At 68.5% G+C, this 15,324-nt stretch carries 12 protein-coding genes; 6 read left to right on the top strand and 6 right to left on the bottom strand.

Annotation, left to right across the window (positions count from 1 at the left end):
* The 3 genes from BJY26_RS08480 to BJY26_RS08470 form a co-directional block, all read right to left on the bottom strand.
* A complete protein-coding gene (locus BJY26_RS08480; protein ID WP_237249112.1) occupies positions 1–480 on the bottom strand; it encodes a MaoC/PaaZ C-terminal domain-containing protein in 480 nt (159 codons plus the stop codon).
* 82 nt (positions 481–562) lie between these two features.
* Entirely contained in the window at positions 563–2,605 is a 2,043-nt protein-coding gene (locus tag BJY26_RS08475; protein ID WP_179427349.1) for an FtsX-like permease family protein, read from the bottom strand.
* Positions 2,602–3,414, bottom strand: a complete 813-nt coding sequence (locus BJY26_RS08470) for an ABC transporter ATP-binding protein (protein WP_179427347.1) — start codon at positions 3,412–3,414, stop codon at positions 2,602–2,604. Before BJY26_RS08470 ends, BJY26_RS08475 begins: the two co-directional genes overlap by 4 nt.
* Positions 3,415–3,593: 179 nt before the next feature.
* Between BJY26_RS08470 and pgm the strand changes: the two genes are divergently transcribed.
* The 4 genes from pgm (at position 3,594) to BJY26_RS08450 (ending at position 10,515) form a co-directional block, all read left to right on the top strand.
* Positions 3,594–5,231 carry a phosphoglucomutase (alpha-D-glucose-1,6-bisphosphate-dependent) gene (pgm, locus tag BJY26_RS08465; RefSeq protein ID WP_179427345.1) on the top strand — a complete coding sequence of 546 codons (1,638 nt, stop codon included), beginning with the start codon at positions 3,594–3,596 and terminating at the stop codon, positions 5,229–5,231.
* A 128-nt stretch (positions 5,232–5,359) separates the two neighbouring features.
* Entirely contained in the window at positions 5,360–7,009 is a 1,650-nt protein-coding gene (locus BJY26_RS08460; RefSeq protein WP_179427343.1) for an ABC transporter substrate-binding protein, read from the top strand.
* A 3-nt stretch (positions 7,010–7,012) separates the two neighbouring features.
* Positions 7,013–8,038 carry an ABC transporter permease gene (locus BJY26_RS08455; RefSeq protein WP_179427341.1) on the top strand — a complete coding sequence of 342 codons (1,026 nt, stop codon included), beginning with the start codon at positions 7,013–7,015 and terminating at the stop codon, positions 8,036–8,038.
* On the top strand, positions 8,026–10,515 hold the full coding sequence (locus BJY26_RS08450; RefSeq protein WP_179427340.1) for an ABC transporter ATP-binding protein/permease: 2,490 nt from the start codon (positions 8,026–8,028) through the stop codon (positions 10,513–10,515). The genes BJY26_RS08455 and BJY26_RS08450 overlap by 13 nt, the downstream gene beginning before the upstream one ends.
* Here the strand turns inward: BJY26_RS08450 and BJY26_RS08445 are convergent.
* The gene (locus BJY26_RS08445; RefSeq protein WP_179427338.1) at positions 10,439–11,068 is read right to left on the bottom strand and encodes a MerR family transcriptional regulator; all 630 of its coding nucleotides are present in this window, start codon (positions 11,066–11,068) and stop codon (positions 10,439–10,441) included. The two genes, BJY26_RS08450 and BJY26_RS08445, sit on opposite strands and share 77 nt — an antisense overlap.
* A 79-nt stretch (positions 11,069–11,147) precedes the next feature.
* Between BJY26_RS08445 and BJY26_RS08440 the strand changes: the two genes are divergently transcribed.
* Entirely contained in the window at positions 11,148–11,660 is a 513-nt protein-coding gene (locus BJY26_RS08440; protein ID WP_179427336.1) for a DUF4188 domain-containing protein, read from the top strand.
* 7 nt (positions 11,661–11,667) lie between these two features.
* Positions 11,668–12,648, top strand: a complete 981-nt coding sequence (locus BJY26_RS08435) for a putative sulfate exporter family transporter (protein WP_179427334.1) — start codon at positions 11,668–11,670, stop codon at positions 12,646–12,648.
* Between the two features lie 22 nt (positions 12,649–12,670).
* Here the strand turns inward: BJY26_RS08435 and BJY26_RS08430 are convergent, their stop codons facing one another.
* Both BJY26_RS08430 and cobA read right to left on the bottom strand, forming a co-directional pair.
* Positions 12,671–14,101: an FAD-dependent oxidoreductase gene (locus BJY26_RS08430; protein WP_179427332.1), complete on the bottom strand. Its 1,431-nt coding sequence runs from the start codon at positions 14,099–14,101 to the stop codon at positions 12,671–12,673.
* Entirely contained in the window at positions 14,098–15,318 is a 1,221-nt protein-coding gene (gene cobA / locus BJY26_RS08425) for a uroporphyrinogen-III C-methyltransferase (RefSeq protein ID WP_179427330.1), read from the bottom strand. Before cobA ends, BJY26_RS08430 begins: the two co-directional genes overlap by 4 nt.
* Positions 15,319–15,324: the final 6 nt, after the last annotated feature.

The following is a 15,324-nucleotide window of genomic DNA, read 5'->3' as shown; positions in this document are numbered from 1 at the left end:
TTATCCCGTCTCCGAGCCCGAGTCGGCGCCCGCAAGCACCATGATGTCCATTCGACCGGATTGCACGGTTTCGCCGTGCTGGTTGCGCAGCGTCAGCATGCGTTCGACGATCCCGTAGCCGCCTTTGCTGGTCGGCCGCGCGGAGAGGATGTCGACGGTGCACGTCACGGTGTCGCCGATGAACACCGGGGCGCTGAACTTCCACCCGTCAATACCCAGCAGCGCGACGGCGCTGCCTTCAAACACCCCCGTGCGAGCAATGAGACCCAGACACAGCGAGGCGCCGAGCATGCCGTGGACGACGCGCTGCCCGTACCTGGTGCCCTTGGCGAATTCCACATCGGTATGCACCTGGTTGTTGTCGTTCGTCCATGCCGCAAACGACATCACGTCGGCCTCCGTGATGGTGCGCCCGGGCGTTTCAAAGGACTGCCCGGCATGCAGATCTTCCAAGTACAGCGGCATCGGCTCTCCAATCATTCGCGGCTACCTCCCCTACGGTAGCCGCCCTCGCCCACCACCGCACCGCACACGCGCCGGCGCAGACAGCCGGTCCGGGCCGTCAATCCGGCCGCGGCGACGGATCGCGCAGCACGTCCCGCAGGATCGGCCGCGAGGCGGCCGACGCGGCCAGCACCATGGCAATGCCGACGAGCAGACAGCCGGCGAGCATGAACAGACCGGCCGGCTGAGCGACGAGGCTGCCCAGCATCGGCAACGTAAAGAACAGGCCCAACCCGGCCGACACGGCGACTGTCAGCAACAACGGCCACAAAGTCGTCTTGAAGCGAACTGCGTCGAGAACGCGCCGTTCGGTTCCGGCCAGCCGCATCAGCCCGTACAGTTGCCGGCGATCGAGGGTGGACGCCGCGCTGGTGATGCCCACGGACGAGGCCGCGATCACGAACGTGATGAGCAGCGTGAACAGCACCCCCGTGCGGATGTCGGACATGAGTTCGGCGTCGGATGCGGCCCGCGTTGCGGTCGACGTGACCGGCGCGCCGTCCGCCGACTTCGCGGCAATAGTGGTGACCTCGTCTTCGGCCGCCGGGGTATCGGCCTTCGGTCGAATGACCACCCTGTCCTTCGCGGTTGTCACCGCCGCGGCCACCTGTGCATCGTCCAACCGGTCCCGGGCCGTCGCGGCGAGTTGCCCCGCGGCAGCCGAGCTCGATGCGGTCACGCTCACGGACGACGGCGGGGCCGACACCGCGGACGTCAATGCCGGCATCACCGACACGATTGCCGCGACGAAACCGGCAAGCGCCAGTCCGGACACGCCCCGCCACGCTCCCTTCGGGTCGTCGAGCAGACGGCGGGCCGCCAGCAGATTCACCGGCCCGGTTGCGCTCCGGGCTCGGATCTTCGCCATCATCGCCACCAGCCACGGGCCGATCACGCCGATGACCGAGAACACGCAGAACAGGGCTATCAGCACCATCGAGATACCGAATCCGGCCGGCGACCGCGCCAGCACGTTCCACCCGATGATGACGGCGAAGAAAACGAGTGCACGGATCCAGGAAACGCCCGGCGGCGTCGTCCGTGCCGCGACGCCGAGCGGCGACACGACCACGCGGCGCAGTCCGAGCACCGAACTGACCCCGGCCAGAATGACGACGCCAGCCAGCACGGCAAGCAACGGCACCACACCGATCCAGAGGCCGGCGAATCCGAAACCGGACCCCTGGAACGGCACCACGCCGGCTATCGGCAGCAACACGATCGACAGGACGGCGCCGATCACGGCACCCGTCCCGGCGTGCACCATCGATTCGACGGCTGTCATGCCGACGACCTGTCGCGGCGTGGCCCCGGCCAACCGCAGCGCGGCCAACCGAGCGTTGCGGCGGGACACGCCGAGCCGGGCCGCCGCGCCGCCGAGCGTGACAAGAGGAACGGCCATGAGCAGCACTGCCAGCCAGGCGAGCCCGTAATACAGTGACGCGTCGTCGTCGACGCCGAGCGATGATGCGTCGGCGTCGATCGCCAGCGATGCCTGCGGCTCGGCAAACGACGTGTAATGGTGCGGCTCCAGCCCGTCCCACGACCCGGTTGCGGAATTCCCGGAAAGCGCGCCGTCGTCCCGTCCCACGACCGCGACGAGACTTCCCGGAGTCGGCATGCTGTCCGTTGGCAGCACGCCCGCGACAGCCGGGAACCTGTCGGCCAGTTGCGCATCCGGGAGCGTGCGCATCAACGTGGCGAGCGCCGGTGACACGAACACCTCACCGGGCTTCGGCGCGCGAGTCATGCCGGGAGGCGCCGACTCGCCCGGCGCATTCTTTGGCGCACCGGCAATCTCGACAACGGTCATGCTCTTGCCGCCGGCCGGCTCATGATGGGCGGCAATTATCGGCCCCTGCCTGCCGTGTTCCGCAGCGCTCGACACTCCGGTGACCGACCAGGCCGATGCCCGCTCGGCCCTGTCGTGGAAGGCGAAAAGTCCGCCGAGGATCACTATCAGCAGCGCGGTGGTCACCGCGTATGCGACAACCGCCAAGACCACCGACTGATAGTCGCGTCGTCCGCCGCCGCGCAGCAACCGCATGGACAGCCCCACAGTTGCCGTCAACCGGTTTCCTTTGAGCTCGGTCGTATTCATCGTGTCGCTGCCCGGCCCGATCCGATGCCGGACGCCGCGCGGACGCCGGGCGCGGTGTCGCCGGCTTCCGTCCCGGGGCGTCGGTATTCCCCGCTGACCAGACCGTCCCGCATGGTGATGGTGCGCTCGCACCAGCCGGCGATCTGCCGGTCGTGCGTGACCAGGACGAGGGCGGCGCCTTGGCCGCGACAAGCGTCCGTGAGCAGGTTCATCACTTCGACGCCGGACCGGGAATCGAGCGATCCGGTCGGCTCGTCGGCAAAGATGACGTCGGGCGCCGTCACGAGTGCGCGGGCGACCGCGACGCGCTGCGATTGCCCGCCGGACAATTCGCCGGGCCGGCGCGCTTCCAGCCCGGCCAGCCCGAGCGGGCCGAACAGTCCGGTCGCCCGCGCTTCGGCGTCGCGTCTGGGTACCCCGCCGAGCATCAACGGCAGCGCTACGTTTTCGATCGCCGGGAGCTCGGGAAGCAGCTGCCCGAACTGGAACACGAAGCCGAAACGACGGCGCCGGAGCGAGGTGCGAGCCCGTTCGGACAATCCGCTGATCGTGTCGCCGTACAAGGCAACCGTGCCGGCGTCCGGCGTCATGATGCCGGCCAGCACGTGCAAAAGTGTCGATTTGCCCGAGCCCGACGGTCCCATCACCGCCAGGGATTCGCCCGGACCGATCGCGACGTCGACCCCGGCGAGCGCGCGTGCCGGGCCGAAAGTCTTGACGAGCCCGGAGGCGGTCAGCGCCGGTCCCCTCCGCCCGGCGTCCGGATTTTGTACGGGTTGCGGCTGGTTGTCGAACAGCGAAGGTGTCATGGACCAAGCTTGTCGCGCCGCGGGCGGTCCGCGCGTCGGCGCCGGGCCGGATCTTGGCGGATGCGGAGTCCTCCCGGAGGATGATCTGCTCCACCCCGTAGTCGGACACCGGCCGAGACGGCGTCCCACCATATGGCGTACCCCTGTTGCGGTTCCGGCAGGGCTGGCAAGATCGAGCCATGAACTCATCCGCAGGAAAACCGGCCCGCGCCGAAGACCTCGTCGATATCCCCGAATTGCTCGATGCCTATCACGACATCACGCCGGACGCGGGCGACCCGGACCAAAAAGTCGTCTTCGGCACGTCCGGGCACCGAGGCAGCAGCCTGAACGGCTCGTTCAACGAAGCGCACATAGTTGCCACGACCGCGGCGATAGTGGATTACCGCGAGGGCCAAGGCATCACCGGGCCGCTCTTCATCGGCCGCGACACGCACGCGCTGAGCGAGCCGGCGTGGGCCACCGCGCTCGAGGTGCTTGCGGCACGCGGCGTCCGGGTGATGATTGACGACCGGGACGGTTATACGCCGACGCCTGCCGTTTCGCACGCCATCCTGACGTTCAACGCCGGCAAAACGTCTGGGCCGGCCGACGGAATCGTCGTCACCCCGAGCCACAATCCGCCCAGCGACGGCGGGTTCAAATACAACCCGCCGAACGGCGGCCCGGCCGACACCTCGGTGACGTCGTGGATCGCCGGCCGCGCGAACGAGCTGCTGGCCGCGGGCATCGGAGCGATTCCGCGCACCCCGTTCACCAGGGCCCGGCAGTTGGACGGCGTGAGCGGTTACGACTATCTGGCCCGCTACCTCGACGATCTGGACAGCGTGCTCGACATGGACGCGATCGCCGGCTCGGATCTGCATATCGGCGCCGATCCGCTCGGCGGCGCAAGCGTCGACTACTGGTCCGCGATCGCCGACCGGCACGATATCAACCTGTCGGTCGTCAATCCCGTCGTCGATCCGACATGGGCGTTCATGACGCTCGATTGGGACGGCAAGATCCGCATGGATTGCTCGTCGCCGTGGGCCATGCGCTCACTCATCGACAGGCGCGACGACTACGACATTTCCACCGGCAACGATGCGGACGCCGACCGGCACGGCATCGTGACGCCGGACGCCGGACTGATGAACCCGAATCATTACCTCGCCGTGGCGATCGACTACCTGCTGCGTCATCGCCCGGATTGGCCGGCCGACGCCGCCGTCGGCAAGACTCTCGTGTCGTCGTCGATCATCGACAAGGTCACTGCGGCGAACTCGCGCACGCTGCTCGAGGTGCCGGTGGGGTTCAAATGGTTCGTGCCCGGCCTACTCGACGGTTCCGTGGCGTTCGGCGGCGAGGAATCGGCCGGTGCCAGTTTCTTGACGCGCGCCGGACGGCCGTGGACGACGGATAAGGACGGCATCCTGCTTGCGCTCTTGGCCGGCGAAATCACTGCCGTGACGGGCAAGACGCCCAGCAAACATTACGACGAACTGGCCGAGCGGTTCGGACGGGCCGCCTACGCCCGCGTGGACGCCCCGGCCACGAAGGCGCAAAAGAAGGTACTCGGCGAGTTGCGTCCCGAGCAGGTCACGGCCGATTCGCTGGCCGGTGAGTCGATCACTGCCAAACTGACGCGGGCACCCGGCAATGACGCGCCGATCGGCGGGCTCAAGGTGACTACCGAGAACGCGTGGTTCGCTGCGCGCCCGTCGGGTACCGAGGACGTGTACAAGATCTACGCGGAGTCGTTGCGCGGCGAGGACCATCTGGCCCAGGTGCAGGACGCCGCGCGGCAGGTAGTCGCCGACGTCCTGGACTCCTAAGGCGCCGGGTCGCGGACAGCGGCGCCGGGTCGATAGACTGGCCCGGGCGCGGGAGTCCGTCGCCGTATTGCACGCCGACCACCCGATGTGAGGTGTCATCGACGTGTTCGACCTGACAAGGGCCGTCAGTGCCACCACATCGTTCTTCCTTTGCGCGCGCCGGAGCGCCGGCCATTGCGACAGCTTTCGTACTCGTCGTCGGAATGGCCATGGCCGGGTGCGCCGGCTCATCCGGCCGCTCGTCGGACGACTCATCGAGCGGGACCGGCGCTTCGCCCGCCCCGACCGGTGCAAAGCTCTCCACCTGGTCGGCGAAGCCGAAGGCCGCCATCGACTCGTTCAGCTGGGCTCTGTCGGGTGAACCGTCGACATTCGATTGGACCAAGGACAACAGCTCGCACAGCGGCCGCGTGTTGCCCAACGTCGTCGAACGGCTCTTTTTCAAGGACCCCGACGGCGGCCGCTCCCCCGGGCTCGCCGTGAAACTTCGCACGCCGTCCCCGCGGACCATCGATGTGAAACTGCGCCGACACGTGCGCTTCCACGACGGGTCGGCCATGACGGCGCGGGACGTCGTGGCGAGCCTCGACAGGTCACGGGCCAAGGGCTCCGTCTGGTCGTACGCCTTGAGGTCCATCGACGACGTGACGGCGCGCGGGCCGTATCGCGTGCGGATCTCGCTGTCCAGACCGGATTCGCTGGTCGGCAGCTACCTGTCGACCGCCGCCGGCACCGTCGAATCGGCGTCGTTTTTGAAAAAGGCCGGCGACAAGTACGGTTCGGCGCCGCAGTACCTTGACGGCACGGGAGCCTTCACAATGACCCGGTGGACGCGCGGGACGGAGATCGATTTGCGCCGCGCCCCGAACTACTGGGGCACCCCGGCTCTCGCCCGGCACGTGCAGATGAAGATCATCGAAGACTCCGAGACGCGCGACCAAGCTCTCGCATCCGGAGAGATCGACGGGTCGTCGGCAGTGGGTTCGGGCTCCGCACCCGAAATCAAGAGCCCGGGCGGGCACATGTATTACGGCGCCGGCACCTCCACGTGGTCGGTGGCTTTGTTCAACTCCCACGGCGTGCTGGGAGATCCGCGAGTACGCCGCGCCTTGTCGCTTGCCATCAACCGTGCCGGCCTCGTTGCCGCGGCGTCGAACGGCACCGCGGTCCCGGCCGGCGATTTCGCCGCACCGGGTCTCTGGCCGCGGGGGTCCGACCGGCTGCCGCCGCTACGCAAAGATACCGCCAAGGCCACAAAGCTCATTGACGCGGCCGGCGCACAAGGGAAAAAACTCGTGCTTTCGTACTCGGCGCAATCGTCGACCGTCACTCCAATGGCCACGGCGGTTCGGGCGGCCGGACAATCGATTGGCCTGAATATCCAGCTCAAAGAGGTCAGCACGGCCGTCACGAACGCCTTTGTGTCCGATCCGAAGTCACGGCGCGGTACCGACTTGTCGCTGGCCATGATCGGCAGTCAGAGCGGAGACCCGCTCGAGGTCTACCGCGAATTCACCCCCGGAGGCTTCCTCAACTTTGCCGGATACTCGAACGCGAAGCTGAACGCGCTCGTGAAGTCCGCAGCACGCAGCGAGTCCGGGGCAAAGCGGATTGCCGCGCTGAAGAAGGCGCGCGGAATCCTGCTGCACGATATGCCGTGGATCCCGCTGATCTCCTCACCCGTCGCCGTGTACTTCGGCAAACGCGTCACGGGCGGGCCGACCAATGCGGCAGGCACCCAGAACTTCCCGTGGGCGAAATACGTCGGAGGGCGGTGACCGGTGGCCCGACGCCGTCCCGCCCGGACCGTCCGCGCCGCCCTGTTGCGGTTCGGCGGGCTGGTGCTGACGGCCCTGCTGGCATCATTGTTCGTCTTCCTGCTGCTTGATTCGACCCCCGGCAACGCGGCAGTGCTCGGCAGCGGCGGCGAAGGCAGTTCGCTGCGGCCGGACGCGATCGCCGCACGGGAGCGACAATTCGGACTCACTCATTCGGTCTGGGTCCGGTTCGCCCTGTGGCTGGCCGGCGTGGCGCACGGCGATTTGGGCGTGTCGATCCAATACCGGATGCCCGTCTCGCAGCTGCTGCTGGAACGGGCCGGCGTCACAGCGCAACTCGCCGTCCTTGCCACGGTGTTCGCGGTCGCCGTCGGTCTGGCGGCCGGATTCGCGGCGGTGCGCTTTCGTCGTGCCGACAAGGCTGTCGTAGCAGGCACGGCGCTGGTGTCGGCGGTGCCGAGCTACGCGGTGGGCACCCTGTTGGTGGCGGTGTTGGCCGTGCAGCTGGGGTGGTTCCCCAGTTACGGCGGCGGAGCCGGTCTCGGGGACGGCGTGTGGTCCCGGTTGCACCATCTTTTCCTGCCGGCCTTCACGCTCGGGCTCGGAGGCAGCGCCGTCATTGCTCGGATCACCCGGGCTTCGCTGGCGAGCGAACTGGCACGACCGCACGCCCGGCTGGCCGAGGCGCGCGGTGTGGATCGCGGCCGGATCGTCGTCCGGCATCTGCTGCCGGGAGGCTGGCCGCCGATTGCCATGATCACCGGATTGGAAATCGCCGGATTCCTGGGCGGCGCCGCCATCGTCGAATCGTTGTTCGCCATTCCGGGGCTCGGGATGCTGCTCGTCGACAGCGTGCAGACCAAGGATTTCGCGGTCGTCCAAGCACTCATCCTGATCAGCCTGATCGGCTACGCGCTCGTGACGACGGCCGTCGACCTGGCAGGGCTCGCGGCACGGCGCAGGGCCGGCCTGCAATCGGCGGCGGGCGCCGGTGCGGCCGAAGGATCGGGGCCGGTGTGGACGCGTTGAGGCCGCGACTCGTACTGCCTGGCGCAGTGCTCTTCGTGTTTCTCGGCATGGCGGTGGCCGGCCCGCTCATCGCGCCGCATTCGCCGACGGCGCCCGATTTGTTCCACACCTATGCGCCGCCCACGCTCGGCCATCCGCTGGGAACGGACGGTTCGGGCCGCGATGTACTGTCCCGCACCATTGCGGCAACGCGGCTCAGCCTGCTGCTGCCCGTGTGCGTCGTCCTCATCTCATCGGTTCTCGGATCGGTCATCGGGGTACTCAGCGCAGCAGCGGGCGGCTGGATGGACGCGCTCTCGCATCGGGCCATGACGGTGCTGATGGCGCTTCCCGGCATGCTGCTGGGCATCGTCGTCGTCGCCCGGTTCGGTTCGGGGACCGTCGCACCGGTGTGTGCCGTGGCCCTCGGCACCATTCCGCATATCGCGTTGCTGGTCCGGTCGACGTCGCACGAACTGCTCAGTCGGCAATTCATGACGGCGTACCGGCTCGCCGGGTTCAGCAGACGGTGGATCATGCTGCGCCGCGGCGCCCGGCATCTGCTTCCGGTCATTGGCACCCAGTCGCTCATGAACGTTGGCTCGTCGTTGCTGTGGCTGGCCGGGCTGTCGTTCCTCGGCCTCGGCGTGCAACCGCCGGACGCCGATTGGGGAGTTCTCATCCACGACGGCCGGCAAGCCGCACTACGCGGGCAATGGTGGCAGGCCCTGGCCCCGGCGGTCTGCCTTGCCGCATTCGTGCTTGCCACCCACGCGCTTGCCGAACCCGCTGCTCGTTCCGCCAAAATTCCCGCAAAACGCGGCGCGGCGGATAGAACGCGCCGTCATGACGGCGCGTTCTCGACGCGGCGCCGCGTTTTGCGGAAGGAAGAGCAGGGGGCGGCGGAGCTGTTGACCCTGCGCGACTACCGTCTCGAGGTCGACGGCCGCCCTCTCATCAGCGGCAGCGACTTGGACGTCCGCTCCGGCGAGATCGTTTGCCTGGTCGGCCCGTCCGGCAGCGGAAAGTCCCTGTTGCTCGCCTCACTCACGGGGCGGCTGCCGGAATCGGCGAACGCGTCCGGGGCCGCCCTTGCGGGTTTCGGCAGGCTGCCGGCCCACGACCGGCCCGGCGATCGCCGCCTCCGCGAATTGCGGCGACGCCATGTCGGAGTGATCTGGCAGGAATCGCGTGCCGGGCTGAATCCGATGCGTCGGATCGGCGCGCACATGACGGAAGTCGTGTGCGACGACGGCCTGCCCCGAGGCGCTGCGCGGGCGCGCGCCGAAAAGTTGCTGGCGGACGTCGGCTTGCCGCCGTCCACCATGCGCGCCTACCCCGGCCGACTGTCCGGCGGCATGGCCGCGCGAGTCGCCATCGCCGGGGCGCTGATGGCGCGGCCGCGTCTGCTCCTGGCCGATGAGCCAACCGCGGCGCTGGACGTCGTCACGGGTGCGGCCGTGGCGGACATGCTGCGCGCCGCATGCCGCGAATACGGCACCGGCCTGCTCATGACCACCCATGACGAGGGGCTTGCCCATGCCATTGCCGACCGGGTCGTCCGGCTCGGCGATCTGGCCCTCACCGAGGACACCGCGCCCACCGCAGCCCGAACGATTCCGGCGCCGTCCGCAGTCACGACCACAGGCGACGCACCGGGCCGGGCCGGCACGCCGCAGCCGGTCGTCACGGTGCGCGCGGCCGGCAAGGTCTACGGCGGGGCCATGGCGCTGGACGACGTGTCCTTCGCCCTCGACCGCAATATCGGGCTGCTCGGGCGGTCCGGCAGCGGCAAAAGCACCGTGGCGAAGCTCGTCGTCGGGCTGGAAGCGCCGACGTCCGGCGCCATCGAGTGGACAAGGGCCGGCGCATGGACAACGACACGGCCGCCCAGGCTCAAGCGAGCCAAGGCAGCCCAACTGGTGTGGCAGGATCCGGATCTGGCGCTCGATCCGCTGTGCCCGGTCGGCCCGGATTTGGAGGCCCTCGTGCGATTGCACGCCGCCCGGGATTCGGCTGCCGCGAGCCCGCGGTCCATCACGCGCGATCTGCTGCACGCCGTCGGACTTCCGCCGGAGACCTACGAGGCACTGCCTGCGGAGCTGTCCGGCGGCATGCGCCAGCGCGTCGTCCTGGCCAGGGCGCTGGCGGCGCGGCCCCGGGTGCTGGTCCTCGATGAACCGACCGCCCAGCTGGACAGGGAAACGGCTGCGCGTCTCATCGACGTGATCCGCGCCCTGCAGATTGAATACGGGATCACACTGCTCGTCATCAGCCACGACGTCAGCGTGCTGGCCGGCCTCGCCGAACGGATAGTCGTGCTGGACCGCGGCAAGGTCGTCGAATTCGGCGACACGGGAACCGTGCTCGGCGCGCCAAAGCATCCGCGGACCCTCGAACTGGTCGAGGCCGGGAACCGTCTCAGCCTGGGCCGAACCGTCGGATCGCCGCATCGTCGTGGGCAAGACGTCGAAGAGCAAGAATCAACGGTTCGATGAGGATGGTGCCGAGGACGACGTAGCGCACTGCCTCTTCGCGCGAGCCATTCGGAATTCCGGCGATCTCGGTCTGTGCCATCGCCTCCATGCTGCGCCCGTAGGCGATCAGTTCGTTCTCGGAAATGGGGAAGTCTGCGGCGTCGAGCGCATAGAGCGCGGCCGACGCATCATCCAGCGCTTGCTGATCCAAGCCGTCGATCCACCACCCCAACTTCTCCAGCAACGGCATGACGGACGGGTGCGGCCGCGCCTCGGGCCCTTTCTCCGGCGTTCCGAGCGGCGTGCCGAGCGCCCGATGCGCGGTGCCGAGCACTTCGGCAACCGACTCGGGCGGCTGGTCGATGCCGGCCAAGACGTCGCGGATGGCCGCAACGCTCAGCCCGCCCGCGCCGGCCAGCGCTCGAATCAGATTCAGCCGTGCCACATGCGTCGTGTCGTACTGCGCCTGCGTCGCCGACGTCAGCCTGCCTGCCGGGAGCAAGCCTTCGCGCAAGTAGTACTTCACGGTGGCGACCGGAACCCCGCAGACAGTGCTCAATTCGGAGATGCGCACAAAACCCCTTGCATTGGATACTTAAACTCTCTAATAATAGCTAGTGTCAGTATCTAACTTTATCTCCGTGGAGAACGGTATGCGCATCGACCGCCGCACTCACCACCATGACGGCGACCTCGTCGTCTTCCTGATCGGCATGACAATCAACAAGGTCTGGCGACCGGACCTCTGGATGCCGTCTTTCGCGGCAATGCCGCGCATGTTGCGCGAACTTGCCGGCGAACGCGACTCGGGCCTGCTCGGATACCGCTATCTCCTCGAAGGGCTGAATCCCGTCGTCATCCAGTACTGGGACTCCCTGGACAAGCTGTACGCCTACGCGAGCAATCCGGACGCCGAACACCGGCCCGCGTGGGGAGCATTCAACCGGCGCGCCGCGAAGGCCCCGAACGCCGTCGGCATCTGGCATGAAACGTTCAGCGTCGACCGCGCCGAATCGGTCTACAACGGAACACCACCGCTCGGCTTGGCCAAGTTCACCTCCAGCACGCCGATCAGCCGCGGAAACCGTGCCCGGTCCCGGCTGGCCGCCGTCCGAAACAGTGCGCCGCACCCCGACGGATCGGCGGAGTCGGCGCCTGGGCCATGATGGATGCGTGAGTCAAGGCAGTCCGGTGCACGGCGTTTTCCGCAGGCTTGCACCGGGACTTGTCGCCGCCGGCGCCGGCGCCGCCGTGGCTTACGCAGTTCATTCGCGCGCACCGGGGCTGCCGCCGCTCAGCGTGGCAATCGTGCTCGGACTCGTGCTGGGCAATGTCACGGGGTTCCGTCAGTACGCCAATCGGTCGCTGAGGGCCGGCCTGGACGCAGCCGCGCGGTACCTGTTGCCGGCCGGACTGATCCTGTCCGGCCTCACCGTGCAGATCACCGAAGCTGCCGCGCCGCCCGTGCCGGCAGCCGTCGCAGTGGCGGCCGTGTCCTTTGCGGCGGTCTTCCTGATCGGCCTGGCGTTTCGCTTGCCGGCCGGGGAGCCGCTCGCGCTGGCCGGCGGGTTCGCCCTCGCCTCCGGATCATTCGACACCGGCGGCAAAAAAACACGGCCGTCACGCACCCGGTCCGGCGATATCTCCGTGCTTGCCACGGCCGGTGCGCTCATTGCGGTCCTGCTGCTGCCCGCGCTGACGGGTGCCTTGGGCCTGGACGCCGTGAGCGCCGGCTTTTGGGCGGGCACCGGCGTGCCGGGAGCCGGGCAGGCAATCGCGGCAGGAGCCGCCCTTGGTCCGGGTGGACAGCCGGCAACGGCGTCGGCGGTGTCCGTCGCCGTGCTGGTGCGGCTGTTCTTCGCGGCAGTCCTCGCGGCAGTGACGGGCAAATACGCTGCGGCACGGCTGCCTGCCATTGCGGTGGTCGGGTTCGCCGTCGCGGTCGCGGTCGCCGCAGCCGGCCCGGTGCCGCGCGGCGCCGCGGACGTGCTCGGCATCGTGGCAGACGTATTCGTCGCCGCCGCCCTCATCGCCTTGGGAGCGGCAGTCAAGCTCAGTTCACTCACCCGGCTGCGCCCGCGCGCGCTGACGGCCGGGGCCGCTGCGCTGGTGATCACCGCCGCACTGGCGTGGGCCGGCGCGGCGCTTCTTTAAGCTGCGGCGCTTCTTGAAGCAGCTATCCCCGACCCGGCCGCCTCTCGCCGGCGTCGCCCGCTCGGCCCCATGATCGGCTGCGGGAGACGGCAACCATTTCTTCGCGTCCGACGACCTTGATCCGTTCCCGCGGCATATCGAAGGCCTGTCCGAGCGCACGCTCGTGCTCGTCGAGAGTCAGCCAGCCCCGCCACGTCGTAAAGGGGATGCCGGCGCCGGCCAGATACTCGTCGACGTCGCCGGGGTGCGGCCGGGCCGGCGCGGTGAGACCACCGGCGTCCGCAAGCAAGTTCGTGACGGTCTCGAGGGCATCGCCCTTGGTGTGCCCGATCAGACCGACCGGTCCGCGTTTGATCCACCCTGTCGCGTAGAGGCCGGCGACCGGGCCGTCATCGCTCACGACCCGGCCGGCCTCGTTCGCGATCACTCCGGCCGCATCGTCGAACGGCACGTCCTTGACCGGCGTGCCGAAATATCCGACTGCCCGGTAGACGGCGCCCACCGGCCAGTCCGTGAACGTTCCGGTCCCTCGCACGTGGGCGGTGCCGTCGAGTTCCATCCGTTCGGTGCGCAATCCCCGGACGTGCGAGTCGCCGAGCACCCGGACGGGCGATTGCAGAAAGTGCAGGTGCAGTCGACGTTCGGCCGTTCCCGGATCGCGCAACGTCCAGTCGGTCAGCGTCTTGGTGACCTGCTTCGTTTGATTGTTCGAATGGATCTGCCGCATCGATTCGTCGTCGAACTCGATGTCCTCGGGATACAGCACGATATCGACGTCCGGGACCTTGCCGAGCTCGCGCAATTCCAGCGGCGTGAATTTCACCTGCGCCGGCCCGCGCCGGCCGAACACGTGCACGTCGGTGACCGCCGATGATTTCAACCCGGCATACACGTGGTCGGGAATCTCCGTCGAGAGCAGATCGTCGGCGTGTTTGGCAAGCATGCGGGCCACGTCCAGCGCCACGTTGCCGTTGCCGATCACGGCCACTTCGCGCGCATCCAGCGGCCACTCGCGCGGGTAGTCCGGGTGCCCGTCGTACCAATTCACGAACTCGGCGGCGCCGTGCGATCCGGCCAAGTCGATGCCGGGAATGTCGAGCCCGGCATCGTCGATGCATCCGGTCGCGAAGATTATCGCGTCATAGAATTCCCGAAGCCGATCAAGCGTGATGTCGGTGCCGTAGTCGATATTGCCCAGGAACCGGATCTCGTCCTTCCCCATCACCCGGTGCAATGCGCTCACGATCCCCTTGATGCGCGGATGGTCGGGCGCCACGCCGTACCGGATCAGCCCGAACGGCGTCGGCAGGCGGTCGAGGATGTCGATGGACACTGCGGTGTCGGTGTGCGTGAGCACTTCGGCTTTCGTGAGTTGATCGGCTGCGTAAATGCCTGCCGGGCCGGCTCCGATGATGCCGATGCGCAATACGCGGTTCGGTTCCGTGCGGGTCATAGCAGGGCCTCCGTCTCGTGGTGGGTTTCGAGTTGGTCGGCGAACGGGCTGAGCCGGACGACGTCGCCGACGACTATGACGGCCGGCGGCCGGACGCCGATTCGATCCGCCTTGCCGGCGATATCGGTCAGCGTGCCGATTGTGACGCGTTGGTCGGGTCCGAATCCGTCCTCGACGACTGCGACCGGAGTCGCCGGCGGCCGCCCGGCGTCGAGGAGGCTCCGAGCCGACCGGCTCAGCGTCGCCACCCCCATCAGCAGCACGAGCGTGTGGTCGCCGCCGGTCGGCGCAGTGACCAGTTCGTCGTGGCCGGTGACGACGGTGAACCCGCGCGCCACACCGCGGTGGGTGACGGGGATCCCGGCGGCAGCCGGCACCGACACGGCGCTGGTGACGCCCGGCACGACTTCGACGTCGATTCCGTGGCTGCGGCAATGGGCCTGCTCTTCGCCACCCCGTCCCAGCACGTACGGGTCGCCGCCCTTGAGCCGGACGACGCGCCGGCCCGCTTCGGCGCGGCTGACGAGAATGTCGTTGATCTCGGCTTGCGGGACCGGATGGCGGCCGGGCCGTTTGCCCACGTCGATCACCTCGGCGGCCAGGCCGTCCAGTAGCGTCCGGGGCCCGAGCCGGTCGGCAACGACGACATCGGCCTCGGCAAGTAGCCGGCGTCCGCGCGCCGTGATCAGCCCCGGATCCCCCGGGCCTCCGCCGACCAGCGCCACGGTTCCGGGGCCTCGCCGCCGGAATCGGCGCATTGGCAAGTCTCCCGAATCGAGGGCCGCTTGGATGCCGTCGCGCAGGGTTGCAGCTCGGCGCGGATCGCCTCCGGCGTTGACCGCCACGCTCACGTCGCCGGCCTGCGCGACCGCCGGCGTCCACGCCGCCGACGTCACGGCGTCCGATGCATTGATGCACCAGGTACGAGCTGCGTCGGCCTCGGCCGCAACTGCCGCATCGACGTCCGGATTGCCCGTTGCCGTGTGCACCAGCCACGCGCCGTCCAGATCGCCGTGCCGGTAAGGCCGAGGCAACCATGCGATCTCGCCGTCTCGGGCCGGCCGTCGGAGCGAGTCGTCGATGGACGGCGCGATCACCGTGACGGCCGCGCCGGCGCCGGAAAGCGACCGGATGCGCCGAACGCTCGCCGCGCCGCCGCCTACTGCGACGACCGACTTGCCGGCCAGGTGCAAGGCAAGCGGGTAAGTGTGTGGCATTGTCGA

The organism is Spelaeicoccus albus (assembly GCF_013409065.1).
Taxonomy (GTDB): domain Bacteria; phylum Actinomycetota; class Actinomycetes; order Actinomycetales; family Brevibacteriaceae; genus Spelaeicoccus; species Spelaeicoccus albus.
The sequence above is the reverse complement of the archived record's forward strand: the minus strand, read 5'-3'. Positions and strand labels throughout refer to the sequence as shown.

Coding starts and splice junctions, on each gene's coding strand:
- BJY26_RS08475 (WP_179427349.1), bottom strand. CDS start 2,605: ATGAATACGACCGAGCTCAAAGGAAACCGGTTGACGGCAACTGTGGGG.
- BJY26_RS08440 (WP_179427336.1), top strand. CDS start 11,148: ATGCGCATCGACCGCCGCACTCACCACCATGACGGCGACCTCGTCGTC.
- BJY26_RS08470 (WP_179427347.1), bottom strand. CDS start 3,414: ATGACACCTTCGCTGTTCGACAACCAGCCGCAACCCGTACAAAATCCG.
- pgm (WP_179427345.1), top strand. CDS start 3,594: ATGAACTCATCCGCAGGAAAACCGGCCCGCGCCGAAGACCTCGTCGAT.
- BJY26_RS08480 (WP_237249112.1), bottom strand. CDS start 480: ATGATTGGAGAGCCGATGCCGCTGTACTTGGAAGATCTGCATGCCGGG.
- cobA (WP_179427330.1), bottom strand. CDS start 15,318: ATGCCACACACTTACCCGCTTGCCTTGCACCTGGCCGGCAAGTCGGTC.
- BJY26_RS08430 (WP_179427332.1), bottom strand. CDS start 14,101: ATGACCCGCACGGAACCGAACCGCGTATTGCGCATCGGCATCATCGGA.